At 70.9% G+C, this 24,972-nt stretch carries 25 protein-coding genes; 12 read left to right on the top strand and 13 right to left on the bottom strand.

Translation table 11 applies throughout. The annotated features are described in order from the left end of the window. Positions 1-5 precede the first annotated feature (5 nt). From KXC43_RS37490 to KXC43_RS37480, 3 genes are read right to left on the bottom strand one after another with little or no spacing between them, the layout of a single operon-like run. Positions 6-770 carry an ABC transporter permease gene (locus KXC43_RS37490; RefSeq protein ID WP_221380975.1) on the bottom strand — a complete coding sequence of 255 codons (765 nt, stop codon included), beginning with the start codon at positions 768-770 and terminating at the stop codon, positions 6-8. Further along, the gene (locus KXC43_RS37485) at positions 767-1,540 is read right to left on the bottom strand and encodes an ABC transporter permease (RefSeq protein WP_221380974.1); all 774 of its coding nucleotides are present in this window, start codon (positions 1,538-1,540) and stop codon (positions 767-769) included. Before KXC43_RS37485 ends, KXC43_RS37490 begins: the two co-directional genes overlap by 4 nt. Further along, positions 1,537-2,514, bottom strand: coding sequence for an ABC transporter substrate-binding protein (locus KXC43_RS37480; protein ID WP_255645514.1), 978 nt, complete (start codon positions 2,512-2,514; stop codon positions 1,537-1,539). The genes KXC43_RS37485 and KXC43_RS37480 overlap by 4 nt, the downstream gene beginning before the upstream one ends. 268 nt (positions 2,515-2,782) lie before the next feature. Here KXC43_RS37480 and KXC43_RS37475 point away from each other — a divergent pair, with 268 nt between their 5' ends. Next, a complete protein-coding gene (locus tag KXC43_RS37475; RefSeq protein WP_221380973.1) occupies positions 2,783-3,565 on the top strand; it encodes an IclR family transcriptional regulator domain-containing protein in 783 nt (260 codons plus the stop codon). Between the two features lie 110 nt (positions 3,566-3,675). Beyond that, positions 3,676-4,512: a phytanoyl-CoA dioxygenase family protein gene (locus KXC43_RS37470; RefSeq protein WP_221380972.1), complete on the top strand. Its 837-nt coding sequence runs from the start codon at positions 3,676-3,678 to the stop codon at positions 4,510-4,512. A gap of 147 nt (positions 4,513-4,659) precedes the next feature. Here KXC43_RS37470 and KXC43_RS37465 read toward each other — a convergent pair whose 3' ends face one another. Further along, positions 4,660-4,797, bottom strand: coding sequence for a hypothetical protein (locus tag KXC43_RS37465; RefSeq protein WP_221380971.1), 138 nt, complete (start codon positions 4,795-4,797; stop codon positions 4,660-4,662). Positions 4,798-4,907: 110 nt separating this feature from the next. Beyond that, positions 4,908-5,537 carry a VOC family protein gene (locus tag KXC43_RS37460; protein ID WP_255645513.1) on the bottom strand — a complete coding sequence of 210 codons (630 nt, stop codon included), beginning with the start codon at positions 5,535-5,537 and terminating at the stop codon, positions 4,908-4,910. An 844-nt stretch (positions 5,538-6,381) separates the two neighbouring features. Between KXC43_RS37460 and KXC43_RS37455 the strand changes: the two genes are divergently transcribed. After that, complete coding sequence (locus KXC43_RS37455; RefSeq protein ID WP_221380970.1) at positions 6,382-7,764, top strand: glycoside hydrolase family 10 protein; 1,383 nt, start codon at positions 6,382-6,384, stop codon at positions 7,762-7,764. Beyond that, complete coding sequence (locus KXC43_RS37450; RefSeq protein ID WP_221380969.1) at positions 7,761-9,092, top strand: extracellular catalytic domain type 1 short-chain-length polyhydroxyalkanoate depolymerase; 1,332 nt, start codon at positions 7,761-7,763, stop codon at positions 9,090-9,092. Before KXC43_RS37455 ends, KXC43_RS37450 begins: the two co-directional genes overlap by 4 nt. 222 nt (positions 9,093-9,314) lie before the next feature. Here KXC43_RS37450 and KXC43_RS37445 read toward each other — a convergent pair whose 3' ends face one another. The 4 genes from KXC43_RS37445 to KXC43_RS37430 all read right to left on the bottom strand — a co-directional run bounded on the left by KXC43_RS37445 (position 9,315) and on the right by KXC43_RS37430 (position 13,285). Beyond that, positions 9,315-9,977 (bottom strand): polysaccharide deacetylase family protein, encoded by a 663-nt coding sequence (locus tag KXC43_RS37445; RefSeq protein ID WP_255645512.1) that lies wholly within the window; start codon positions 9,975-9,977, stop codon positions 9,315-9,317. 460 nt (positions 9,978-10,437) lie between these two features. Beyond that, positions 10,438-11,550, bottom strand: a complete 1,113-nt coding sequence (locus tag KXC43_RS37440) for a hypothetical protein (RefSeq protein ID WP_221380968.1) — start codon at positions 11,548-11,550, stop codon at positions 10,438-10,440. Further along, a complete protein-coding gene (locus KXC43_RS37435) occupies positions 11,547-12,260 on the bottom strand; it encodes a TIGR03943 family putative permease subunit (protein WP_221380967.1) in 714 nt (237 codons plus the stop codon). Before KXC43_RS37435 ends, KXC43_RS37440 begins: the two co-directional genes overlap by 4 nt. Beyond that, entirely contained in the window at positions 12,257-13,285 is a 1,029-nt protein-coding gene (locus KXC43_RS37430; protein ID WP_221380966.1) for a permease, read from the bottom strand. Before KXC43_RS37430 ends, KXC43_RS37435 begins: the two co-directional genes overlap by 4 nt. 150 nt (positions 13,286-13,435) lie before the next feature. On the opposite strand from KXC43_RS37430, the gene KXC43_RS37425 reads away from it, so the two are divergent. Continuing rightward, on the top strand, positions 13,436-14,461 hold the full coding sequence (locus KXC43_RS37425; RefSeq protein WP_221380965.1) for an Lrp/AsnC family transcriptional regulator: 1,026 nt from the start codon (positions 13,436-13,438) through the stop codon (positions 14,459-14,461). Here the strand turns inward: KXC43_RS37425 and KXC43_RS37420 are convergent. The 3 genes from KXC43_RS37420 to KXC43_RS37410 all read right to left on the bottom strand — a co-directional run bounded on the left by KXC43_RS37420 (position 14,420) and on the right by KXC43_RS37410 (position 17,066). Further along, the gene (locus tag KXC43_RS37420) at positions 14,420-15,022 is read right to left on the bottom strand and encodes an MFS transporter (protein ID WP_308129432.1); all 603 of its coding nucleotides are present in this window, start codon (positions 15,020-15,022) and stop codon (positions 14,420-14,422) included. The genes KXC43_RS37425 and KXC43_RS37420 overlap by 42 nt on opposite strands. 121 nt (positions 15,023-15,143) lie before the next feature. Then, positions 15,144-16,301 (bottom strand): 4-hydroxybenzoate 3-monooxygenase, encoded by a 1,158-nt coding sequence (locus KXC43_RS37415; protein WP_221380964.1) that lies wholly within the window; start codon positions 16,299-16,301, stop codon positions 15,144-15,146. Positions 16,302-16,346: 45 nt separating this feature from the next. Further along, the gene (locus KXC43_RS37410) at positions 16,347-17,066 is read right to left on the bottom strand and encodes an IclR family transcriptional regulator (protein ID WP_308129431.1); all 720 of its coding nucleotides are present in this window, start codon (positions 17,064-17,066) and stop codon (positions 16,347-16,349) included. 80 nt (positions 17,067-17,146) lie between these two features. Here KXC43_RS37410 and pcaH point away from each other — a divergent pair, with 80 nt between their 5' ends. From pcaH to KXC43_RS37375, 7 genes are all read left to right on the top strand, one after another. Further along, positions 17,147-17,872: a protocatechuate 3,4-dioxygenase subunit beta gene (gene pcaH, locus KXC43_RS37405; RefSeq protein ID WP_221380962.1), complete on the top strand. Its 726-nt coding sequence runs from the start codon at positions 17,147-17,149 to the stop codon at positions 17,870-17,872. After that, positions 17,869-18,411, top strand: a complete 543-nt coding sequence (pcaG, locus tag KXC43_RS37400) for a protocatechuate 3,4-dioxygenase subunit alpha (RefSeq protein ID WP_221380961.1) — start codon at positions 17,869-17,871, stop codon at positions 18,409-18,411. The genes pcaH and pcaG overlap by 4 nt, the downstream gene beginning before the upstream one ends. A 10-nt stretch (positions 18,412-18,421) precedes the next feature. Next, positions 18,422-19,837: a lyase family protein gene (locus KXC43_RS37395; RefSeq protein ID WP_221380960.1), complete on the top strand. Its 1,416-nt coding sequence runs from the start codon at positions 18,422-18,424 to the stop codon at positions 19,835-19,837. Positions 19,838-19,839: 2 nt separating this feature from the next. Then, entirely contained in the window at positions 19,840-20,982 is a 1,143-nt protein-coding gene (pcaDC, locus tag KXC43_RS53620) for a bifunctional 3-oxoadipate enol-lactonase/4-carboxymuconolactone decarboxylase PcaDC (RefSeq protein ID WP_221380959.1), read from the top strand. Then, entirely contained in the window at positions 20,979-21,632 is a 654-nt protein-coding gene (locus KXC43_RS37385) for a 3-oxoacid CoA-transferase subunit A (protein WP_221380958.1), read from the top strand. Before pcaDC ends, KXC43_RS37385 begins: the two co-directional genes overlap by 4 nt. Continuing rightward, entirely contained in the window at positions 21,629-22,270 is a 642-nt protein-coding gene (locus KXC43_RS37380) for a 3-oxoacid CoA-transferase subunit B (protein ID WP_221380957.1), read from the top strand. The genes KXC43_RS37385 and KXC43_RS37380 overlap by 4 nt, the downstream gene beginning before the upstream one ends. Positions 22,271-22,410: 140 nt before the next feature. After that, positions 22,411-23,142: a phosphatase PAP2 family protein gene (locus KXC43_RS37375; RefSeq protein WP_308129430.1), complete on the top strand. Its 732-nt coding sequence runs from the start codon at positions 22,411-22,413 to the stop codon at positions 23,140-23,142. Here KXC43_RS37375 and KXC43_RS37370 read toward each other — a convergent pair. After that, positions 23,108-24,733: an amidohydrolase gene (locus tag KXC43_RS37370; protein WP_221380955.1), complete on the bottom strand. Its 1,626-nt coding sequence runs from the start codon at positions 24,731-24,733 to the stop codon at positions 23,108-23,110. The two genes, KXC43_RS37375 and KXC43_RS37370, sit on opposite strands and share 35 nt — an antisense overlap. Positions 24,734-24,972 lie beyond the last annotated feature (239 nt).

The following is a 24,972-nucleotide window of genomic DNA, read 5'->3' as shown; positions in this document are numbered from 1 at the left end:
ACCTCTCAGGATCTGCGCTGCGCCTCGCGCAGACCGTGGTACCAGCGGAGCGCCCGCCCCTCGGCGAGCCGGAACAACAGCGACAGCACGAAACCGAGCAGACCGAGCAGGATGATCCCACTCCACATCTCGGGGATGGCGAAGCTGCGCTGGAACTGGACGATGGTGAAGCCGAGCCCGTTGCTGGCCGCGAACATCTCGCTGATCACCATGAGGATGATCGCGATCGAGAGGGCCTGCCGCAGACCGGCGGCGATCTGCGGTGACGCGGCGGGCAGGATCACCCGCCCGATGAGGGCCGGGCCACCTATCCCGTACGCCCGGGCCGTGTCGATCTGGATGCTGTCCACCGCCCGCACGCCCTCGACCGTGTTGAGCAGCACCGGCCACACGCACCCGAAGGCGATGACGATGACCTTCATGCCGTCCCCGATGCCGGCGAACAGAATGATGACCGGCACCAGCACGGGCGGCGGCACGGCGCGGAAGAATTCGAGCACCGGCTCGACCGTGGCCCGCACCCACCGGTTCAGGCCGATGGTGACGCCGACGGCCACCCCCAGCACGGCGGCCACCGCGTACCCGGCCGTCAGCCGCAGCAGGCTCGGCACCACGTCGGCGGTGAGCCGGTCGAGCGTCCACGTCTTCCCGAACGACTCGAGGATCTTCGACAGCGGGGGAGCGTAGAAGCTCTCACTGCCCGCGCTGAGCACGTACCAGGCCGCGAACAACACGAGCGGCAACCCGAGGACGTAGGCCACCCGCTTCATGCCGGCACTTCCCCCCGTACGGACTGATGCCACGCCAGCGACCGGCGCTCGAACATCCGGGCAGCCAGGTTGATGCCCACGCCGAGCAGGCCGGTCACCGCGATCAGGGCGTACATCAGCGGCACCGCCCCCGACGTCTGCGCCACCGCGATCGACTTGCCCAGGCCGGGCGCGCCGATGACGAGCTCCGCGGTGACGGCCAGCACGAGAGCGACCGAAGCAGCCAGCCGTACGCCGGTGAAGACGTACGGCAGGGCGGTCGGCCACAGCACGTGCCGTACCCGCGCCCACGGGCCGAACCGGAAGCTGCGGGCGGTCTCGTCGGCGATCGGGTCGACGTCGGCCACGCCGTACAGCACCTGCACCAGCACCTGCCAGAACGCGGCGTACACGACGAGCAGCAGCGTCGAGCCGAGGTCGGTGCCGTAGAGCAGCACCGCGAGCGGGATCAGCGCCACCGACGGGATCGGCCGCAGGAACTCGATCGTGGACGCGGTGGCCGCGCGCAGCACCGGCACAGCGCCGATGAGGATGCCCACGACGACACCGGCCGCCACCGCGATGAGCAGCCCGATCGCCCAGCCCGTCAGCGTGTCGCCGACCGCCCGCCAGAACTCGCCGGTGACGAGCTCGTCGCCCAGGGCGGCCGCTATCCGGCTCGTCGGCGGCAGGTAGTCGTCGTTGACCAGTCCGAGCCGCGGCAGCGCTTCGACGAGGACGAGCAGACCGGCCAGCCCGGCCACGCCGAGCAGGCCGGCGCCGCGCGTCATGGAAGCAGCTTCGCCACGTCAGGGGTGGCGCCGTCGAAGATGCCGTCCTGCCCGCCGAGCTTGGCCAGCGTGTCGACCGACTCCTTGTTGATCTCGGTCGGCCACTTGGGCAGCGTCAGCTCGGCCCGGGTCTTCTCGTCGATCTTCGTGTAGCTGCCGAGCACCCCGCGCACCTCGTCCGGGTGTCCGTCGGCGTAGGTCAGCGACTCGTTGATCGCCTCGGTGAACCGCTTGACCAGGTCGGCGTCCTCACCGGCGAGCTTGGCCGAGGTGAAATAGGCGGCCACGCTCAGATTCGGCGCCGCGTCGACGTAGTTGGACGCCACCATCCGCCCACCGGCCGCCTTGACCTGCGTCAGCGAGGGCTCCACGACCCAGACCGCGTCGACCTGACCCTCCTCGAGCGCGGCCGGCGCGTTCGCGAACGGCACCTCGACGAAGTTGATGTTCTTAGGATCGCCGCCGGCCTTGCGCACCGATTCCCGTACGGTCGTGTCGCCGATGTTCTCGAGCGTGTTGACCGAGACCTTCTTGCCGACCAGGTCGGCGGCCGTCCTGATCGGACTGTCCGCCTTGACCATGACCGCGCCGAAGTCCTTGCCCTGCTCGCCGGTCGACGCGACGCCGTTGGCTACGGTTTTGATCGGAACATTCTTGGTCTGCGCGATCAGCAGCGACGTGAAGTTGCTGAAGCCGAACTGGAACTGCCCGCTGACCACACCGGGCACGATGGCCGCGCCGCCCTGCCCGCTCTCCATGGTCAGCTCGATGTTGCGGTTCTTGAAGAAGCCCTTCTGCTGACCGAGATAGATCGGGGCCACGTCGACGATCGGGATGACCCCCACCTTCACCTGGTCGACGCCGCCGGCATCGGTGTCGCCACCGGATCCGCCGTCCGATCCACAGGCGGCAGCCGAGCCGATCAGCGCGATCAGCGCCATCCCCGTAGCTATCCCCGTGAAGACACGTCGCATTCGGTTCCTCCGGTAGGCTGTGCGCATTGCGAACGAAGGTTCTCGATGTGAACGCTAGAATGTGGCCCGTGTCACGTCAACGATCTTCATCGATCGGTATGCGGTCGAGATCGGCCGACCCTCCGTTCACCCCCCACCCGGCGCCACTGACTTCCGCCCCGGTGTCGCCCCGGTCCGCGACGGTGTTGCCCGCGCCCGCGCCGGGGCCGCTCGTGGCCGTGCCGGTGTTGCTCGCGCCCGCGCCGGGGTCGCTCGTGGCTGAGCTGCGATGAGGAAGCCCCACCACGTCCAGTCGCTGGAACGCGGCCTCGCCGTCATCCGGGCCTTCGACGCCGACCATCCCGAGCTGACCCTCAGCGAGGTCGCTCGCATCTGCGATCTCACCCGGGCCGCTGCCAGGCGCTTCCTGCTCACCCTGGCCGACCTGGGCTACGTCCGCACCGACGGCCGCCACTTCAGCCTGACGCCGCGCGTCCTGGAACTCGGCTACGCGTTCCTCTCCAGCCTCTCCCTGCCGGAGGTGGCCGCCCCCCACCTGGAACGCCTGGTCTCCCAGGTCCACGAGAGCTCCTCGCTGTCCATCCTGGACGGCGACGACATCGTGTATGTGGCCCGAGTCCCCACCAGCCGCATCATGGCCGTCTCGATCAACCTCGGAACCCGTTTCCCCGCCTACGCCACCTCGATGGGCCGGGTGCTGCTGGCCGCTCTGCCCCAGCCCGACCTGGAGGCCTACCTGGCGCGCGCCCGCCTCGACCGCCTGACCGCCAAGACGCTCACGACTCCCGCCGCGCTGCACTCCGAGCTGACCCGGGTGGCCGCCCAGGGCTACGCCATCATCGACCAGGAACTGGAAGAGGGCCTGCGAGCAATCGCAGCCCCCATCCACAACCGGGCAGGCGCAGTAGCCGGCGCCGTAAACATCTCGGTACACGCAGCCCGAGCCACAGTCGACACCATGCGCCGCCGCCTGCTACCCCCGCTGTTGGCCGCCACCGCCGCAATAGACGCCGACCTACGCCTCAACACCCATCACGCAGCCCGAGCCTGAAACCGTGCTCATCCGCCGCTCTCGAGCGGTGCCCCGCGCTAATTGACGCGACATGTTTCGCTGCCTCGTTCACCCTGGTTGACGAAGTCGGTGTACCGAGAGGAAGCCCAATGCTGAATGACGATCAGCTGGCTGGCTTCCGGGACACGGGCCTCCTGTCTCTTCCCGGCGCGATAGAGGCATCTCAGGCGGCAGCAATGGTCGACCGAATCTGGGAGCACCTCAGCGACAGCAATCAGATTGTGCGCGACCGCGCGGCAACGTGGCCCTTGAGCCCGCCCACCGGACTGCGCGCTCTTACGGCCGAGCCGGGGTTCGCTGCCCTCGGCAGTCCGACGGTCCGCGCCGTCCTTGACGATCTTCTTGGCGCCGGCCGCTGGCAACCGCCGCGCCGATGGGGACGGCTCCTGGTCACTTTTCCGTCCCGGACAAAGCAATGGGATCTACCGACCGGCGGCGCCTGGCACAACGACTTCGTCCCGCTGAGGTCCGGCGTCGGCGAGCGCGCCCTCCAACTCTTCATGATCTTGCAGGACCTCCCGGCGCGAGGCGGCGGCACCCTTGTCCTCACGGGGTCGCATCGCCTGGTCACCCGCTACATCGACGACACCGGCAAGGCCCCGCATCCCAGTAGCCTTCGACGCGCGCTCGGCGGGAACTCCTGGCTTCGGGAGCTTTGGGAACCACCCGAACACGCCGGCGGCGAACAACGTGTGCGCCGCTACATGATGGACGGCCTCCGTATCGACGACGTGGACCTACGAGTCGTCGAGGTGACCGGTCGAGCCGGCGACGTCTACGTCATGCACTGCGACACCTTCCACGCCGCCGCACCGAACATCCACGACCGACCCCGAATAATGGCAACCAACATTGTTCTGGTTGACGCAGAAACAACTCATGGTCACGCAAATGCGAGTCGTGCTCAACCAGATCTTGAGGCATGACCATTGACGATTGACACGGGGATCGGCAGAACACCCGTGTCACTCCGTAGCGTGAGCCGCGCACGGAGACAGCCGCAGTTCGTGGCGGGGGCTCTGTGAGCGTCTTCCGCGTCTCGGTGAGATGGCAGCCGATGTCGGGCCAACGGGCTATCGCGACTTCCTGGTGGTCTTACGCCGCTTCTCCTCGGCGTCGGCGATGCCGTGGGCGACGGCCGTTCGGATCACCCGGTACAGCAGGGCGACGCCCAGCAGCGCAAACAACACCCATCCGAATGACGTGTCCACGGCATGAGACTAGATGTTTCCCGCCGTCGACAACGCCAAGTTCGGGCTCCCTGCGGCCCGGGTCGATTCGCGCGCCGAGCCCCACTCGAAGAAGCGCGCTCCCGATACGGTTACGGCGTTGCGCTGCGGTGGCTGAGCCAGGGCCCGAGGCCTTGCGCGTCTTCAGAGGCGATGAACGCGCCCGGCGCGTTGATCAGCGCCTCGTCGGCGTGCGTCAGGCACGCCCAGACAGTCGCTCCCCAGGTGTCGGCGAGCTTGATCTCCGCGGGCCGGGGACAGGCGCTGCCGTCGGCCGCCGGAACTTGGCAGGTTGCGGGTGCGCCCCCGCGCCGGCTGATGGCCTCTGCCGCCTGTTTCATCAAGGAGGTACGAGCCTCGGGTGCGCTCGGTGCGGTTCGCGCGTCTGCAGCTACCGCCGTGCGCTGACCCACGAGCACGACGTTGCCGTCCGGGTCCTGGGTGCGCAGCTCGCCGCCCGGCGCGTGATCCGGGTAGCCGGCCGGCTGGTAGTCGTGGCCGGCGGAATCCAGCTGCTCGCGTGTCCCGCCGAGGTCGGTGACGTAGAGATAGATCACCAGCGGCAACTCGTGCGTGATCAGGGCAGGTTGCACGCAGGCCAGGAGGAGGGTGTGCTCACCGCATTTCAGGTATGACCAGCGAGCGTCGCCGTCACCGCCTGTCTGCATCTTGCGATAGCCGAACAGGGCATAGAAGGCTTGAGCGGATTCGACGTTACGCACCTAGAGCACGGGTACGGCGGCCTCTACCCCAGATTGCATCCCGGCACCGTATCGCAGCCGCAGCGCGCCTCAACGCCACCCCGCCAACATCGCATCCGCGAAGACGCAAACAGCAGCACCGGCGCGGTGTTGTGACCGCCGCGGCAGCCGTAGAAAGGCACGCCGGCGAAAAGCACGTGCGCGCAAGCTTAAGAAGCTGCTCCGGAGTGTCCTCACCACGCAGCGGCTTGGGGGAGTGAAGCGCCTGCCTGGCCTCTCGCCCCAGCGAACCGATGGGCGCACGCCGAAGCCCTCGCCAACCCGTGGAGATCCCCCCACCTCAAACCATCGCGGGGTCTCACCCACCGCCCGCGCAAGCGGCACGGTGCGAACGCGCACCCCACCACCCACGCCGGCCCGCGCAAGCAGGCCCCCTACCTTCGTCCCCCACGCGGAAGCCAGATCCCACACCCGCACGGGCCGACAAAGGCCAGCCACGCGCTCAGAGAAGCGCCGACCAAACCCCACCGCAAGGTGAAACCCCGGCAAGGCCGGGCCCGAGGGTGCCCACACAAGGCGTAGCTCCCTTTCAGCCTGGCGTGGGCACCCTCGGGCCCGGCCGTCCCAGCGCAAGCAAGCAAAAGCGCCCCCCGGCGGAGGGGAATCCCCGAAACTTCCGGCAACACAACACGGGCATAAAGCCAGCCCAACCCCACGAACGACACCACGAACGAACAACTGGAAAGAACATTGGCCGTTGTGGATACCGAAACACGGCGATAATGTCTCGATCGATCCGGGTCACTTTCTGTCGCATCCCCGGGAGCGCTCCCACCGACGCTCCACAGCTCGGAAAGGCACCTCCATGGACCCACGCCCCAGGCACCGCCGTGTCCTCTTCGCTGCCGCTGCCGCCGTTGTGGCTGCTGCCGGTGCGGTCGCCCTTGCCCCGACCGCTGAAGCGGCCACCACCCTCGGCGCATCCGCTGCCGAGCAAGGCCGCTACTTCGGCACAGCCGTAGCCGCGTACAAGCTCTCCGACTCCACGTACTCCGGGATCCTCAACCGCGAGTTCAACAGCGTCACCCCCGAGAACGAGATGAAGTGGGACGCCACCGAGCCCACCCAGGGCAGTTTCTCGTACGGCAGCGCCGACCAGATCGTGGCCCGGGCCAAGTCCATCGGGGCCAAGGTGCGCGGCCACGCCTTGGCCTGGCACCAGCAGCAACCGGGCTGGGCTCAGAACATGAGCGGCACCGCGCTGCGCAACGCCATGCTCAACCATGTCACTCAGGTCGCGACCCACTACAAGGGTCAGATCGACTCGTGGGACGTCGTCAACGAGGCCTTCGCCGACGGCAGTTCCGGCGCCCGCCGCGACTCCAACCTGCAGCGGACCGGCAACGACTGGATCGAGGCCGCCTTCCGGGCCGCCCGGGCCGCCGATCCGGCCGCGAAGCTCTGCTACAACGACTACAACACCGATGGTCAGAACGCGAAGAGCAACGCCGTCTTCGCCATGGTGCAGGACTTCAAGGCGCGCGGTGTCCCGATCGACTGCGTCGGCTTCCAGTCGCACTTCAACGCGCAGTCGCCGCTGCCTTCGGACTACCAGGCCAACCTGCAGCGTTTCGCCAATCTCGGCGTCGACGTGCAGATCACCGAGCTGGACATCGAGGGTTCCGGAACGGCCCAGGCCAACGCGTACGGCTCGGCCGTGCGCGCCTGTCTCGCGGTGACCCGCTGCAACGGCATCACCGTGTGGGGCATCCGTGACTCGGATTCGTGGCGGGCCAGCGGCACTCCGCTGCTGTTCGACAACAGCGGCAACAAGAAGGCCGCGTACACCGCCGCCTTGGACGCCCTGAACGGCGGGAGCACGCCGCCGCCGAGCACGGCAACGCCGCCGCCGAACACTTCCACGCCGCCGCCGAGCACTACCACCCCGCCTCCGGCCGGTGACGGCTGCACCGCGACGGTCGCGCTGAACCAGTGGACCGGCGGCTTCGTCGCCACCGTGAAGGTCACCGCCGGCGCCGCGCGCATCAACGGCTGGACCGCCGGCCTCGCCCTGTCGTCCGGCTCGTCGGTCACGAACTCGTGGAACGCGCAGGCCAGCGGCTCGAGCGGCGCGGTCAGCTTCACCAACGTCGCCTACAACGGCGGGGTGAACGCGGGCGCCAGCACCGAGTTCGGCTTCCAGGGCACCGGCACCGGGCCGTCCACCGCGACCTGCGCGTCACGATGAGAAGGCTCCTGGCCGCGGCGCTGATGGCGGTGGGCCTCGCGCTCGTTGCTCCGGCCGGGCCGGCGTCGGCCGCGAGCCTGCAGGAGGTCACCGGCTTCGGCGCCAACCCGACCAACCTGCGCATGCACCTGTATGTGCCGGACCGCGTCGCCGCCAACCCGGCGCTGCTGGTCGCCGTGCATTACTGCACCGGGTCGGGGCCGGCTTTCTTCTCCGGTACGGAGTTCGCCTCGCTCGCCGATCAGCACGGGTTCATCGTCGTGTACCCGTCGGCGACCCGGTCGGGGCAGTGTTACGACGTGTCGACGGCGGGCGCTCTGCGGCACGACAGCACGAGCGACCCGGCCGGCATCGTGTCGATGGTGCGTTACGTGCAGCAGCGGTACGGCACCGACCCGAACCGCACGTTCGTCACCGGCGCGTCCTCGGGCGCGATGATGACCAACGTCCTGCTCGGTGACTATCCGGACGTGTTCGCGGCCGGTTCCGCGTTCTCGGGCGTCCCGTTCGGCTGTTTCGCCACGACCGACGGCTCGATGTGGAACAGCGCCTGCGCCAACGGTCAGGTGAGCCGGACCGCGCAGGCGTGGGGCGATCTGGTGCGCGCGGCCTATACCGGCTACACCGGCCGGCGCCCGCGCATGCAGGTCTTCCACGGCACGACGGACGACACTCTGCGGTACCCGAACTTCGGCGAGCAGATCAAGCAGTGGACGAACGTGCTCGGTGTGAGCGCGACGCCGGTGCTCACCGATTCGCCGCAGAGCAATTGGACCCGTACGCGCTACGGGTCCACGGCAGTGACGGCGCCGGTCGAGGGAATCAGCGTGGCCGGGGTCGGCCATTCGTTGCCGCTGAGCGGGATGGCGCGGCTGGCCATCGCGTTCTTCGGCTTGGATTCGACCACGCCGACGACGCCACCACCGACGACACCGCCGCCGACCACGCCACCACCGACGACACCGCCACCGACAACGCCGCCGCCAACGACGACGCCTCCGCCGGCCGGCGGTGCGTGCCGGGTGACGACGACGGTGAACTCGTGGAACACCGGGCTGACGGCGCAGGTGACGATCGCCAACACCGGCGGCTCGGCGGTCAACGGCTGGAGCCTCGGCTTCACGCTGCCGGCCGGGCAGACGATCACCTCGGGCTGGAACGCGACCTACTCGCCCACGTCGGGGTCCGTGACCGCGCGGAACGCCGGCTACAACGGCACGATCGCGGCCGGCTCGTCGGTCTCGATCGGTTTCCAGGCCAACCACACCGGGAGCAGCGCGGCGCCGAGTGGATTCACTCTCAACGGCGCGGCCTGTTCCGCCGCCTGAGCCGCGCGGCCGGCCATCGGGCTAGGCCGGCCGCGCTTTCAGGTGCGGGCGCCGCGACCGGTTTCGTCCCCGGTCGCGGCGCCCATCGGCGTCGGAGCAGCTGGCTGCGGCGCTCATGTGGCGTCAGAGGGCTGGTTGCGGCGCTCATCGGTGTCGGAGCAGCTGGTCGCGGCGCCCGTGGACGCCAGGGCAGCTGGTCTCAGGCCGCCGTGGCCGCCGGGGTCAGGGCAGGTAGTCCTCGAGGCGGGCCGGGGTCAGGCCCGCCCGGTGGACCGCCTGGAGGACGGCCAGGAAGTCGTCGGGGAAGCGGTCGCGGAAGTGCATGAGGATGATGTCGCCGGGTTTGACGGCTGAGCCCTCCTGGAAGCGGACCTTGCCCTTGTTGGTGGTCTCCTTCCAGAAGAAGGCGGCCTTCATCCCGCAGTCGTGCGACGCCCGCAGCGTGGTGTGGTCGTGGCTGCCGAACGGGGGCCGGAACAGCACCGGGCGGCGGCCGAAGTGCGTCGCCAGCTGGTCGGCTCCGCCGCAGATCTCGTGCTTCTGGGCGGCGTACGACCGGCCCTTGAGGTTGGGGTGGCTGATCGTGTGGTTCTCGATGGTGGCCCCGGCCGACTGGAGCTCGGCGAAGTACTGCGGGTCGGAGCGGATCGCGTCGACCTCGAGGAACAGCGTGACCGGCACGTCGGCGGCCTCGAGCAGCCGCAGCGCGAGCGGGTGCTTGACCCAGCCGTCGTCGATCGTGATGAAGGCGACCTTCTGGTCGGTCGGGATCCGGGAGAACCACCCGGCCGTTCCGTCGGCGGGCACCTTCACCTTGGGCGCGGCCGGGGGTGGCGGCGCGAACCGGGGCACCCGGGCGCGCAGGTTGGCTGGCAGGCGCGACAACGCGACCGCGCGGGCCTGCGGCTTCTCCGCTGCGACCGTTGGCGCACTGAGAGTTACGGTGGCCGAGGCGCTGGGCGCCGGCTCGGCGGGCTGGTGGCTGCCCTGCAACCAGCGACAACTGCCATCAGCAAGGCCGCCGTCAAGGCCCTCGTCCGCATGCGTGCTCCCTCACGGTAGGTGAGTGTCCTCCGTGAAGACGTGCGGGCGCGGACGTTCGGTGGCGCAGTGTGGGACTTGTCATGATCGCCCAGGGTCCGTTGCCCGGCTGCGCGGGAGCCGCAGGCTCGCAACAGACCTAGGGTCTGTTGCGCAGCGGGGCCGGGGCTGCGGCGCGGCCCAGATCCCGCCTGGCGGCGTCCCGCGAAAACCCGGTTCCAACACCGGGAGCCGGGCTTCCGCGGGCCACCACCAGACGAAATCTGGACCGCGCCTCGCTCCCACCCCCGCTGCGCAACAGACCCTAGGGCACGGTCCGGAGGTCCAGGGTGTGCCAGGTGATCTCCTCGTCGCCGGTGGTGGTCGACCACCAGAGCATGCCGCCGCGGGCGAAGGCGCCGTCGGCGTCGGGCGCGACGTCGACCGTACGACCGGTGGTGATGTCGTACACGACCAACGCGGCCGCCCCGGTGAGGTCGGTGTCGGGGCCCGGTTCCGAGAGAATCTCGAAGCGGTCGAGGACGGCGACGTCGGTGATCGCGGACTGGGCGGCGCCCCCGGCGATCTTGCGGCGGTCGCCGCCGTCCGGGCGGACGAGGTCGATGCGGGTCAATGTCTCCTCGCCCATCACCATGGCCCGGCACCACACCGGTCCGCAGGTGAGCACGTCGAGGCCGCTGACGGCGATCTTCACGTCGCGCGACGTGGCCAGGTTGCGCAGGCGGGGCTCGCCGGACGTGCTGCCGTCGTCGACCAGCCACGGCCAGGCCGACTGCGACCACTGACCCTGCTCGGTGCGTACGGTGACCTTTCCGCCGCCGACGGGGATCGAGCGGATCTCGGTGGCCTCGGCGACGTCGCCCGGGGCGGCCGCCCAGTGCAGCTCGCCGTCGGCCACCACCAGGTCGTACTGGTTGCCGAAGAACACCGCCCGGCCGGTGTCGGCGGTCAGCGGGCGGGCCGGGCCGCCGCTGCGGTCGGCGGTCCACAGCCGTACGGCCGGAGAGCCGGCTGTCGACTCGGCCCAGAAGATCTGGTTGTCGTCGGCCGTGAACGCCTCGAACTGCGGGTTGCCGTCGAGCGGCAGACGGCGCAGCTCGCGCAGCTGGGAGCCGGAGCGCAGCAGCAGCCGCGACTGGTCGCCGGCCGGCGACGGCGCGGTGCCGACCGCGGTCGTCGCGTCGAGAAAGATCGTCGGCGTGAACAACGGCCCGTCGGGCAGGGCGGCGGGCAGGTCGGCCCGTTTCGCGCCGGGCCACACGGACTTCGCGTCGGTGCGAGCCGGCGGCGGAGGCGTGGGGGCGTCGCCGGTGCCGCCGAACAACAGGAAGGAACCGGCGGCGAGGGCGACCACGAGGGCTGCTGCGGCCGGCCACCGGCGCTGTCGGTGGTCCGGCGCGGGCGCCGTCGGGGTCATGCGTAGGGCTGCTTGGGCTCGGGGATCTCCTGCCACGTGCGTACGTCGAAGTAGGCCACGTCGACGTTGTTGACCGGGTCCTTGGCCGTGCGTGCGGTGTAGACGCCGGTGAGCTGGACCCACGTGTCGGCGGGGACGTCGATCGGCGTGCGCCCGTCGAGGCCGATCTTGATGGGACGGCCGTCGGCGGCGCAGCACGAGAGCACCATGCGGGCCAGCATCGGCGACCCGTCCGGCGCGACGGTGATGAACCCGGTGAGACTGATCTCGCGCCCGCCGAGGCTCTTGCCCGCGTCGAACAGGGCCCGCGACGCGTAGTCGACCAGGCTGAGCTCGACCGGGTCGCCCGCGGGCAGCGCCGGATAGTCGGACCCGCCGACCGGTTCGGCGACGACGCTGCCGGCCTGATTGGCCGCGTACGACCCGAGGGCCGGCGGCGCGACCAGCAGCAGCCCCAGCACGGGCAGGATCAGCAGCCAGCCCACGCTGGGCCCGTGGTGCTCGTGCCCGTGATCGTCCTCGTCGGACGGTGTCTCGCGGAACGAGTACCAGAGGGTCATGATCGCGGCGGTCACCAGCAACAGCCCGGTCGCGATCAGGAACGGGCGGAGCCCTTCCTTGACGTAGCGCAGGTAGAGGTCGGTGACGGACGCGCGCAGGATCGCGCCGCCGAACAGCAGCAACACGACGCCCTGGGTCAGCTTGTTCACAGCAGAACCACCCCGAAAGCCGTGCCGACCAGCACCGCCACCACGAACGTGGCCGGGGCGAAGCGGGAGGCGAACCGCCGCCCGAACACGCCGGTCTGCATGGAGATCAGCTTGAGGTCGACCATCGGGCCGACGACCAGGAAGACCAGCCGCGACGTGAGCGAGAACTGGCTCAGCGAGGCGGCCACGAACGCGTCGGCCTCACTGCAGATCGAGAGCAGGACGGCCAGGACGGCCAGGACGAGGATCGACAGCACGGCGTTGGCGGCGAGACTGGTCAGCCAGGCCTCGGGCACGACCACGTTGATGGTGGCGGCGGCGGCCGCGCCGATCACCAGGAAGCCGCCGGCGTGCAGCACGTCGTGCCGGCAGGCGGCCCAGAAGGCCTGCCACTTGGGCAGGGTGTCGAGCTCGGGCCGGTGCGGCAGCCGGATCCATTCGTTCTTGCCCAGGCGCAGCCACAGCCATCCGATCAGCACCGCCACGACCAGGCTGGCGAGCCCGCGGGCGACAGCCATCTCGGGGCGGCCGGGGAAGGCGATGACGGTGGCGGTGAGGACGATCGGGTTGATGGCCGGCGCGGCCAGCAGGAACGCCAGCGCCGCGGCCGGGGTGACCCCGCGCCGGATGAGCGAGCCGGCGATCGGCACGCTGCCGCATTCGCAGCCGGGCAGCACCACGCCGGCGAGCCCGGCCGTCGGCACGGCCAGCGCGGGATGGCTCGGCAGGGCCTTGGCCCAGAACGACCGCGGAACGAAGACCGCGATCACTGCCGACAGCGCCACGCCGAAGGCCAGGAACGGCGCGGCCTGCACGAGCACCGAGACGAACACCGTGGTCCAGGTCTGCAGCGCGGGCCCGGAGACCAGATCGGACAGTGGGTCGCGGAAGACGACCAGCAGCACGAGCAGCCCGGCGAGGATCTCGAGCGAGCCGATCCGGCGTTCGCTGGTCGACGCCGGCGACGGCGGGCCGGCGTCGAGCTCGTGCGAGGGTTCCTCGGCGTCGAGGCGGGGCGAGGACAAGAGATGCTCCAATGCGGTCGGCCGCGCCCCACGATAGCGGTCCCGGCCCGCCTTGCCAGTCCCCGCACGGTCGAATCCACCCACACGTTGACCTGCGGATATATTCACTTGTGCATGCATGCGACGTGGGCTGGGGGTTACGATCCGGCAGTGCCGGCGCTGTCTCCGGCCGGGCCCGCCGCCACCGACCGGCTGGACCGGCAGATCATTCACGGGCTCCAGCTCTCGCCCCGGGTTCCCTTCGCTCGTCTGGCCATGGTGCTCGGTGTCTCGGAGCAGACCGTCTCCCGGCGCTATCAGCGCATGCGCACGCACGGGCTGGTACGAGTGTTCGGCATCGTGAACTCGGCCGGCGCCACGAGCTCGTGGCTGCTGCGCATCGGCTGCCGGCCCGGCACCGCCTCCGCCACGGCGGCCGCGCTGGCCAAGCGAACAGACACGAGCTGGGTCTCGATCAGCGCCGGCGGTGCCGAGCTGATCTGTCAGGTGACCGTGGACGAGGGACAGCCCGAGAGCCGGGAGGGGCTGCTCCACCACCTGCCCCGCGCGGCGAATGTGCTGTCACTGACGTCGCACCAGGTGCTGCACCGGTTCATCGGGCGCGGCGAGGCGGACTGGGTCACGTCGGCCGACCAGCTCGGCAGCGATCAGCGACGCGAGCTGCTGGCCGGCGCGCCCGGCGCGCCCGAGCCCGCGGGCCCGGGCGGGCTGACCGCCGAGGACAGGCCGCTGCTCGTCGCCCTGGGGCACGACGGCCGGGCCAGTTACGCGGCCCTGGCCGAGGCCACCGGATGGACGCAGCGCAAGGTCGCGCTGCGCCTGCAGAACCTGGCCGAGACCGGCCACATCCGGTTCGACCTGGACACAGCCACCACCGCGCTGGGCTTCCGCGAGATGGCGTATCTGTGGTTCACGGTCGCGCCGGCCGACCTCGCCTCGGTGGGAGCCCGGCTCGCCGATCACCGCCCGCTGGCCTGGGCCTCGGCGGTGACCGGCGCCGCGTCGCTCGTGGCCATCGCGCTGTGCCCGGACGCCGCGGCGCTGTACCGCTACCTGACCAGCGAGGTCGCCGCGATCCGCGAGGTCCGCACGTGCGAGACCGTGCCCCTGTTCACCCGGGTCAAGCTGGCCGTCTCACTGATGGAGAACGGCCTGCTGCGGGGCCCGGTCGTCTGACGGCCGTCCGGCTCGGGCCGGGCGGACCAGCAGCAGCACGGCGATGCCCGCGACCACGCCGGCGGCCGCCGCGACCAGGAAGGCCGCGTCCAGACCGGCCACGGCCGCGCCGCGCAGCGCGGCGTCCACGGTGGCCCGCACGGGCTCGGGGGTGGCGGCCAGGATGCGGCCCGCCTGCCCGGCGGCCAGCCCGTGGGCGGCGTCCGCGGCGTCCGGCAGGCCGGCGTCGGTCAGGTGGGCCCGGGCGCGTCCGGCGAAGGCCGTGCCCAGCACCGCGATGCCGATCGCGAAGCCGAGCTGGCGGGCCGTGTTGACCGCGCCCGCGGCCATGCCGCCCCGCTCCCGCGGGACCGCTGCCATCGCCGCCTCGGCGAGCGTGGGCATGACCAGGCCGACGCCGGCGCCGATGACCGCGTAGCCGGCGACCAGCGCGGGCCAGCTCGAGCCCGGCCCGAGCAGAAGCACGGTCAGGGCCGAGCCGGCGCCGATCAGCAGCAGCCCGAGGCCGATGATGAGGCGGGGCGAGCGGCCGTGCAGGCGGGCGCCCGCGATGCCGGACACGATCATTTTCTCCTTGACTGTCCGTGACCACTTCACGATCGTCGTCCGTGGTCACGGCATCCAGCCAAGGGCTGTTCCGCGTCGGGATCCTCCGTCCGGGGTGCGTACGCGGGAAGGATCCTCAGAATCCGAGCGGAAGGCCGGCGTAATTCTCCGCCAGTCCGGTCGCTCCGGCCGTGCTCGTGGTGACCCACCGCAGCTGGGAGAGCTGGAGCTGCGCGTCGAACGGGTCGCCGCCGGTGTGCAGCATGGTCGTCATCCACCACGAGAAGTGCGTGCACCGCCAGACCCGGCGCAGCGCGTCGTCGGAATAGCTGTCGGCGAGCCGGGAATCGCCCTCGCGCAGCAGGGCGATCAGCGCAGTGCTCAGCAGCGCCACGTCGGCGACGGCCAGGTTCAGGCCCTTGGCGCCGGTGGGCGGCACGATGTGGGCGGCGTCGCCGGCCAGGAACAGGCGGCCGCGCCGCATCGGGGTCTGCACGTAGCTGCGCATCGGCAGCACGCTCTTGTCGGTGACCGGGCCCGGCGTCAGCTTCCAGCCGTCCTGACCGTGGCCGAGGCGGGTGGCCAGCTCGGCCCAGATCCGGTCGTCGGGCCAGTCGGCCGGGTCGGTGCCGTTGGGCACCTGCAGATAGAGGCGGCTGACGGTCTCGGAGCGCATCGAGTGCAGCGCGAAACCGTCGGGGTGCCACGCGTAGATCAGCTCGTCGGTCGAGGGCGCGACGTCGGCCAGGATCCCGAGCCACGAGTACGGGTACACCCGCTCGTACATCTCCGCCGGTGCGGCCGCCGCGCGGGACGGGCCGAACGAGCCGTCACACCCCGCGATGACATCGGCGTCGAGGCGCTGCCGGGTTCCCGCCGAGTCGATGAAGGTGACGTACGGGTCCGCGTCCACCGAGTGCGGCTCGACATCCGTCACCTCGTAGTGGACCTCGGCCGTGCCCGCCGCGACCAGGTCCTTCTGCACCTCGGTCTGGCCGTAGACCCACACGCTCCGCCCGGCCAGGTCGACGAAGTCGAGGTGGTGGCGCTCGCCGGGCATCTGCAGATAGATGCCGCGGTGCTCGTGCCCCTCGGCCCGCAGCCGCTCGCCGAGCCCGGCCGACTCGAGCAGCTCCACGGTCGAGCTCTCCAGGATCCCGGCCCGGATGCGTGCGGCCACGTACTCCTGCGAGCGGGTCTCGAGCACCACCGCGTCGACGCCGCCGCGGTGCAGCAGGTGGGCGAGGAGCAGTCCGGCCGGGCCGGCGCCGATGATGGCGACCTGGGTGCGCATGGGGTCAGCCAACGGCAGTGCGGGCCGGGCGGCAAGCCCCCTTTTTCACTCAGCGGAAGCGAGCGTACGGGCGATCCCGCGCGCGGCCACCTGCAGCGCGGCCACGAGCCGGGCCTTGTCGCGGCGCAGATCGGGCACGACGATGCCGAGCGCGGCCACCACGCTGTCGCCGCCCACGGGCACGGCCACCGAGCAGGCGCCCAGGCTCATCTCCTCGCCCGTGGTCGCGTACCCCTCGGCCCGGACCCGCCGCAGTTGCTCGGCGAGCCGCGCCGGCTGGGTGACGGTGTACGGCGTGATCCGGGTCAGCCGGCCGAACGCCTCGGCGCGGACGGCCTCCGGGGCGTACGCCAGAAGGACCTTGCCCACCCCGGTGGCGTGCAGGGGAAGCCGCGAGCCGACCGCGCTGACGACCGGGACCGAGACGTGCCCGGCGAGCCGGTCGACGTAGAGCACCTCGCACCCGTCGCGGACCGCGAGATGCACCGTGGCCAGCGTGGCCCCGTACAGGTCGTGCAGGAAGGGCGAAGCCGCCTGGCGCAACCCGGACTGCACCGGCGCGAGCAGCCCGAGATCCCACAGCCGGCGCCCGATCACGTACTCGCCCGAGGCCAGCCGCGACAGCGCGCCCCACCGGTGCAGCTCGCCGACCAGCCGGTGGGCGGTCGCCAGCGGCAGCCCGGCCCGGCGGGCGAGCTCGCTCAGCGTCAGACTGCGATGCTCGGCGTCGAACGCGCCCAGCAGATCGAGCGCACGAGAGGTCACGCTGGCCGCCAAGGCCACCCCTTCCGTTCAATGGAAGGTAAGTATCGTGGCGTCCGGCGGGCTGGTCTAGCGTCGCCATCGTGACGACCCAGGCGGACATCTATCGCGAGATCGACGAGCTGCGGGGGAGTGGCGGTCCGCAGCCGCGCCGGGACTACCCGCCCTACCGCAGCAGCGTGCTGCGGTATCCGACGCGGGACCTGCACCAGGTCGACCCCGAGGGCGTCGAGTTGTGGGCGCCGTGCTTCGGGGCCGCGGACATCGACGACGCCGAGGCCGACCTGACCATCCAGCGCTCGGGCGAGCCCCTGGGCGAGCGGATCATCGTCACCGGCCGGGTGACCGACGGCGACGGCCGGCCCGTGCGCCACCAGCTCGTCGAGATCTGGCAGGCCAACGCGTCCGGACGCTACTGGCACCAGCGCGACCAGCATCCAGCGCCGCTCGACCCGAACTTCATCGGGGCCGGACGCTGCCTGACCGACGGCGACGGCGTCTACACGTTCCGGACGGTCAAGCCGGGCGCCTACCCGTGGCGCAACCACGTCAACGCCTGGCGGCCCGCGCACATCCACTTCTCGCTGTTCGGCACGGACTTCACGCAGCGCCTGGTGACCCAGATGTACTTCCCGGGGGACCCGCTGTTCGACCTCGACCCCATCTACCAGTCGGTCACCGACCCCAAGGCCCGCGAGCTGCTGGTCGCCGCATACGACCACAGCGTGACCACACCGGAGCGGAGCCTGGGCTACCGCTGGGACATCGTGCTCAGCGGCACGCACCGCACGCCCCTGGAGGAATCGTGAGCTACGCGCCCGGTCAGACCGTCGGACCGTTCTTCCACCTCGGGCTGCCCTTCGAAGGTGGCAACCTGCTGGTCCCGGCGGGGTACCCCGACGCCGTACGCCTGCACGGGCGGGTCCTGGACGGCGAGGGAACCCCGGTGCCGGACGCCCTGATCGAGCTCTGGCAGGCCGGTCCGGACGGCCGGGTGCCGCGCGCGACCGGCTCGATCCGCCGCGACGGCTTCACGTTCACCGGCTGGGGCCGCGCCCAGACCGACGGCGACGGTCACTACTGGTTCTCGACGCTGACCCCCGGCCCGGCCGAGCCCGGCCGCCGCCCGTTCTTCGCGGTCACGATCTTCGCCCGCGGCCTCACCGACCGGCTCTTCACCCGCGCCTACCTGCCCGGCAGCGAACCGGACGGGCTGCTCGACGGCCTGGAACCGGAGCGCCGCGCTACGCTGATCACCACCCGCGAACAGCGTGGGCTGCTCTTCGACATCCACCTGCAGGGCGAGGGTGAGACGGTGTTCCTGAGCTATCCCCGGCAGGCCCGATGAGCCGGCGCCGATGAGCGACCTGCTCTGGCCCGGCGACGCCCGCAGCGGCGAGATCTGCACCGACGCGAGCGTGCTGGCCGCCATGCTGCGCGTCGAGTCGGCCTGGCTCGATTCCTCCCCGCCCCCTCTCGATGCGCGCGGCGCCGGTCCGCTCGGTTCCGACCTGCTCGAGCTGGCCGGGCCGGATGATCTGCCGGCGCTGGCCGCTGCGTCCGAGGACGGCGGCAACCCCGTCATCCCGTTGCTGGCACTCCTGCGCTCACGGAACGCTCCCGAAGAACTTCATCGGGGCCTCACCAGCCAGGACGTGCTCGACACGGCGTTGGTGCTCTGCCTGCGCGACGCCGCCGCCCGCATCCGCGACGACCTCGCGGCCCAGATCGTCACCCTGGCCGCGCTGGCCGACCGCCATCGGCACACCGACATGGCGGGGCGCACGCTCACCCAGCACGCGGTGCCGATCACGTTCGGTCTGAAGGTCGCCGGCTGGCTGCAAGGAGTGCTCGACGCGCGTGACCTGCTCGCCGCCGCAGCCGACCTGCCCGTTCAGATCGGCGGCGCGGCCGGCAGCCTGGCCGCCGTCGTCGCCGTCGAAGGCTCGCCCGACCGGGCCGTCGCCCGGGTCGGCGCCACTGCCGCGCGGCTGGGCCTGCCACCGCACCAGCCGTGGCACACCAGCCGGGCGTCGTTCACCCGGTTCGGGGACGCGCTCGTCACCTGCACCGACGCGTGGGGCCGGATAGCCAACGACGTGCTGACGCTCGCGCGACCCGAGATCGGTGAACTGTCCCTCGTCCAGAGTGGCGGCTCGTCGGCGATGCCGAACAAGCGCAATCCGACCCTGGCCGTGCTGGTGCGCCGGGCTGCTCTCGCCGGGCCGCCGCTCGCCGCGACCCTGCACACGGCCGCCGCCACGATGGTGGACGAGCGAGCCGACGGCGCCTGGCACGTCGAGTGGGCCACCCTGCGCGCACTCGCCCGCCGTACAGTCACCGCCGGTTCCCAGACCGCCGACATGCTGGCGGGTCTGCGCGTCGATGACCAGCGGATGGCCGCGACGCTGGCCGCCGCCCGACCTGGCATCGACGCCGAGCAGCGCAAGTACGGCATGGCCGGTGGCCCGCAGCGTGGTGCCGATGCGGCCGGCCTGTGGATAACCGGGCCGGGCGGGCTTGACAGCCGCGTAAAGTCCCCTTCCTCTTCCCCAGGGCGGGCGGGGGGTGGGGATGGCCCCGGCGGCGTTCAAAACGGATCTTCCACCCGCGCCGCTTCAGTCGCCGGCGCCGCTTCGGGTGGCCCGCGCGAAGGGGCCGCGGCGGCTGAACCTGCCGGCCACGCCAGCTCGGTCGGCGGCGGTTCGCAGCGGCCGTACCGTGGCGCTACGGACGAGATCATCGACGCCGTGCTGGCGCGAGCGGGGGAGTAGCCATGCTGACCGCGACCACGCTCGTCGACGCTCCCGGACGCCCGTTGCTGCTGCTCGGGCCGTCGCTGGGCACCTCGGCCGAGGCGCTCTGGCGGCGGGCAGCCGAGCAGCTCCAGGGCGGGCACCACGTGGTCGGCTGGGACCTGCCCGGCCACGGCGGCAGCGAACCCGCGTACGGCGGCTTCGGGATCGCCGGTCTGGCCCGTGGGGTCCTCACGCTGGCCGACCAGCTGCGGCCGGGCGAGCCGTTCCGGTACGCGGGCGTCTCGGTGGGCGGCGCGGTCGGGTTGCAGCTGCTGCTCGACGCGCCGGGGCGGGTCGAGTCGGCCGCGCTGGTCTGCACCGGGGCCAAGATCGGGGAGAGCACCGGCTGGCGGCAGCGGGCCGAGACCGTCCGGGCCGACGGGGTGCATGCCGTGGTCGGCGCCTCCCAGCAGCGGTGGTTCGCGCCCGGCTTCGCCCAGCGGTCGCCCGCGGTGGCGGCGGCGCTGCTCGACTCGCTGCGCGCAGCCGACCCGGAAAGCTATGCGCTGGTGTGCGAGGCGCTGGCCGCGTTCGACGTGCGGGACCGGCTGGGCGAGATCACCACGCCGGTCCTTGCCATCGCCGGCGCCGACGATCTGCCGACGCCGCCCGAGGGCCTGGCCCGGATAGCGACCCGGGTCCGCAACGGCCGGCTGGTGGTGCTCGAGAACGCGGCCCATCTCGCACCGGCCGAGAAGCCGGACGAGGTGGCGGCGCTGCTCGACGACCACTTCGGCGGCCCGGCCACGCTCGACCGGGTGCGCGAGGCCGGCATGAGGGTGCGGCGGCAGGTGCTCGGCGACGAGCACGTCGACCGGGCCGTGGCCGGCACGACACCGTTCACCCGGGATTTTCAGGAGCTCATCACCGCGTACGCGTGGGGGGAGATCTGGACCCGCCCCGGCCTGGACCGCCGCAGCCGCTCGATGATCACCTTGACCGCGCTGGTGGCCCTGGGTCACCAGGAGGAGCTGGCGATGCACCTGCGCGCCGCCCGCACCAACGGGCTGACCGACGACGAGATCAAGGAAGTGCTGTTGCAGAGCGCGATCTATTGCGGAGTGCCGGCCGCCAACACGGCCTTCCGGATCGCCCAGCAGGTGCTGGGGGAGCCTTCATGATCGTTTCGGCGGAGGACGCTGTTTCGGTCGTCAAGGACGGCGACACCGTGCTCGTCGGCGGGTTCGGCATGGCCGGGATGCCGGTCGACCTGATCGATGCGCTCATCGAGCACGGCGCGGGCGACCTGACAATCGTCAGCAACAACGCGGGCAACGGGGACACCGGGCTGGCGGCATTGCTGGCGGCCGGTCGCGTACGCAAGGTGGTGTGCAGTTTCCCGCGGCAGTCCGACTCGTGGGTGTTCGACGGGCTGTACCGCGCGGGCCGGATCGAGCTCGAGGTCGTGCCGCAGGGCAACCTGGCCGAGCGACTGCGCGCGGCCGGAGCCGGGATCGGCGCGTTCTTCAGCCCGACCGGGGTGGGCACGCCGCTGGCCGAGGGCAAGGAGTCGCGGGTCATCGACGGCCGCGAGTACCTGCTGGAATACCCGATCCGCGGCGACGTGGCGCTGATCCGGGCCCACGTCGCCGATCGGATGGGCAACCTGGTCTACCGCAAGACGGCCCGCAACTTCGGGCCGGTGATGGCCACCGCCGCCGCCGTGACGATCGCTCAGGTGTCGCGGATCGTCGAGGTGGGTTCGCTCGATCCCGAGGTCGTCGTCACGCCCGCCATCTACGTCAACCGGATCGTCGAGGTGCCGCGATGAGTCTGTCCCGCGAGCAGATGGCCGAGATCGTCGCGCGCGACATCCCGGACGGCGCGTACGTCAACCTCGGCATCGGGCAGCCGACGATGGTCGCCGACTTCCTGCGGCCGGACAGCGGCGTCGTGCTGCACACCGAGAACGGCATGCTCGGAATGGGCCGCCCGGCCACCGGCGACGAGATCGACCCCGACCTGACCAACGCGGGCAAGCAGCCGGTCACCGAGCTGCCCGGCGCCTCGTACTTCCACCACGCCGACTCGTTCGCCATGATGCGCGGCGGCCACCTCGACGTCTGCATCATGGGCGCGTTCCAGGTGTCAGCCGGCGGCGACCTGGCCAACTGGTCGACCGGCGCGCCCGACGCGATCCCGGCCGTCGGCGGAGCGATGGACCTGGCCATCGGGGCCAAGCAGGTCTTCGTGATGATGAGCCTGTTCGCCAAGGACGGGCGGCCGAAACTCGTGCCCGAGTGCACCTATCCGCTGACCGGACGTGGCTGTGTGAGCAGGGTTTACACCGACGTGGCGACGTTCGCCGTCGAACCGGACGGGGTCCGGGTCGTCGAGACGTTCGGGATCTCGATCGACGAGCTGATCACCAGGGTTGGCATGCCGCTGGTACCTTCGTCGTTCGATTGATCTTCACGTACGCGTCGCCCGAACGTCAGCCGCCGGCAGTGATCAGTTTCTCACTGTGAATGATTGCCGGGTCTGCAACTTCGGGACGATCCTTGGTCGTCTTGGGGGTGCAGATGAACGGCACAGCGGTGCGTCGTGCGGTGCGAGAGTTTGCCCTGGTGGCCGTGCTGTTCCTCGCCTACAAGGCCGGGCGTCTGCTCGTCGACGGCCACGTCACCGAGGCGATGAACAACGCCGGGGCGATCTGGCACTTCGAACGGGTGCTGCACCTGCCCAACGAGGCCGGCCTGCAGACCAGCCTGCTCTCGCACGAATGGTGGGTGCGGGCGGCCAACTGCTTCTACGCGTACGTACATTTCCCGGCCACAGCGGTCGCGCTCATCTGGATGTACGTCAAGAAGCCCGAGACGTACCTGTGGATGCGCCGCACCCTGGCCACACTGACGGCGTTCGCGCTGGTCATCCACGCGGTGTTCCCGCTCGCGCCGCCGCGCATGCTGCCCTGGGCCGGCATTGTCGACACCGGCCGGCTGTTCGGCCCCTCCGTCTACGGCGCGCCCGACTCCGACACGCTCAGCAACCAGTACGCGGCCATGCCGTCCCTGCACGTCGGCTGGGCCGTGGTGGTGGCGCTCGCGCTCATGGCCACCACCGCCGGTTGGAAGCGCTGGCTGTGGATCGCCCACCCGGTGCTCACTGTGATCGTCGTCGTGGTCACCGGCAACCACTACTGGGTCGACGCGATCGCCGTGCTCGGGTTGATCGTCATCGTCGGCGCGCTGGTGCCGAGACCCGGCGTGGTGACCGTCCCGTCCCAGCGCGTGGCGCCCGCCGCGGTCAGCCGTACACCCGACTACCCGCGACGTAAGTGAGCGCCACCGAGGCGTCGCCGATCTCGCCGGGCGGCGCGGCGAACGGGTCCCGGTCGAGGACCACGAGGTCGGCCCGGAAACCCGGGCGCAGGCTGCCGGTGTCGTCGAGCCGGTTCACGTACGCCGAACCGGCCGTGTAAGCCGTCAGCGCGGTGCGCAGGCCGAGCGACTGCTCCGGCAGGAAGCGATCCCGCTGCTGCCCGTGCAGCACCCGGTTGACCGCCACGTGGATGCCCTGCAACGGGTCGGGCGAACTGACCGGCCAGTCGCTGCCCCCGGCCAGCCGGGCGCCGCTGCGGTGCAGGTCGCCGAACGGGTACTGACGGGCGATCAGGCTCGGATCCAGGAACGGGATGGTCAGCTCGTCCATCTGCGGCTCGTGGGCGGCCCACAGCGGCTGAAGATTCGCCGTGGCCCCGAGCTGGGCGAACCGCGGCACGTCGTCGGCGTGCACCACCTGCAGGTGAGCCAGGTGGGGGCGGGTGTCGCTGGGGCCGTTCGCCTTCCGCGCGGCCTCGATCGCGTTCAGGGCGTTACGGACGGCCTGGTCGCCGAGCGCGTGAAAGTGTGTCTGGAAGCCCAGCTTGTCGAGCTCGGTGACGTACGCCGGAAGCGCCTCAGGATCGATGAAGGAGAGCCCGCGGTTGGCCGTCGCACAGCCGCAGGAGTCGCGGTAGGGCTCGGTCATCGCAGCGGTGAAGTTCTCGGCGATGCCGTCCAGCATCAGCTTGACCGAGTCGCAGCGCAGCCGGCCGACGGTGAGACGGTCGCGGTTGGCCAGCAGCTCCGGGATCTGCTCGAGCCCGCGGTCCCGATCCCACCAGAGGGCGCCGACGACGGTCGCGCTCAGAGTGCCGTCCTGCGCCGCCCTCGCGTACGCGTCGGAGACGTCGGCGTATCCGTTCGAGGCGGCCAGCATCGCGTCCTGCCAGGCCGTGATGCCAAGCCCGTGCAGAAGCTCCTGCGCGCGGAGCAGCCCCTCGTACATTTCCGTCTGCGTCATCTCGGGGACGGTGACAAGATCCATCGCCCCCTCCTGCAGGGCGCCGACCGGGTTGCCGTCGGAGTCACGGTCGATCCGCCCGCTGGCCGGGTCGGGCGTGCCGGCGGTGATGCCCGCCAGCTCGAGGGACCTGGTGTTGACCCAGGCCGCGTGGTGGTCCCGGTTGAGCAGATACACGGGCCGGTCCGGCACCACCTGATCGAGCAGACGCCGGTCGGGAACCCCGTTCTCGAAGCTCTCCATCGACCAGCCACCGCCGACGATCCACTCGGCGTCCGGGTGCTCGTCGGCGTAGTTCCGGATCCGTCGCAGGTACTCGTCGCGGTCGACAGTTCCGGTGAGGTCGCACTGCCCCATCTCGACCCCGCCCATGACCGCGTGGACGTGCGCGTCCTGGAACCCCGGAAGCAGAAGCCGCCCACCGAGCTCCACCACATCGGTCCGGTCGCCGATCATCTCCCGGATCTCGTCGTCCCCGCCCACCGCGAGGATCCGCCCGTCCTTGACCGCCAGCGCCGATCGGGGCGTGGCTGCTTCCTCGGCCGCAAAGACGTGCCCCCCGACGAACACCAGATCAGCGTCAGCCATGACCACTCCGTTCCCTGACTTCGAGCACCGACCGCCATCTCACCACCAACTCACCCGGCAACCTGCCCTTCCCGTTCTCCGCGGCTGCGTCTCGCCCAGTGACTGCCGGCCCTGGTAGGGGTAGGCCGCTCCCTCTCTTTCACACCCAACCCCACCCACCGGGGGGGGTGTCCCTATGGTTTTTGTCAAGCAGCGAGGGCGAGCTTTTCTGCCGGTTTGTGCTGGTAGGGGGTGTGGGT

Origin of the sequence: Paractinoplanes polyasparticus (assembly GCF_019710575.1) — a bacterium.
GTDB lineage: Bacteria > Actinomycetota > Actinomycetes > Mycobacteriales > Micromonosporaceae > Actinoplanes > Actinoplanes polyasparticus.
Note: the sequence above shows the minus strand (reverse complement) of the source record. Positions and strands in the feature narration are given on the sequence as shown.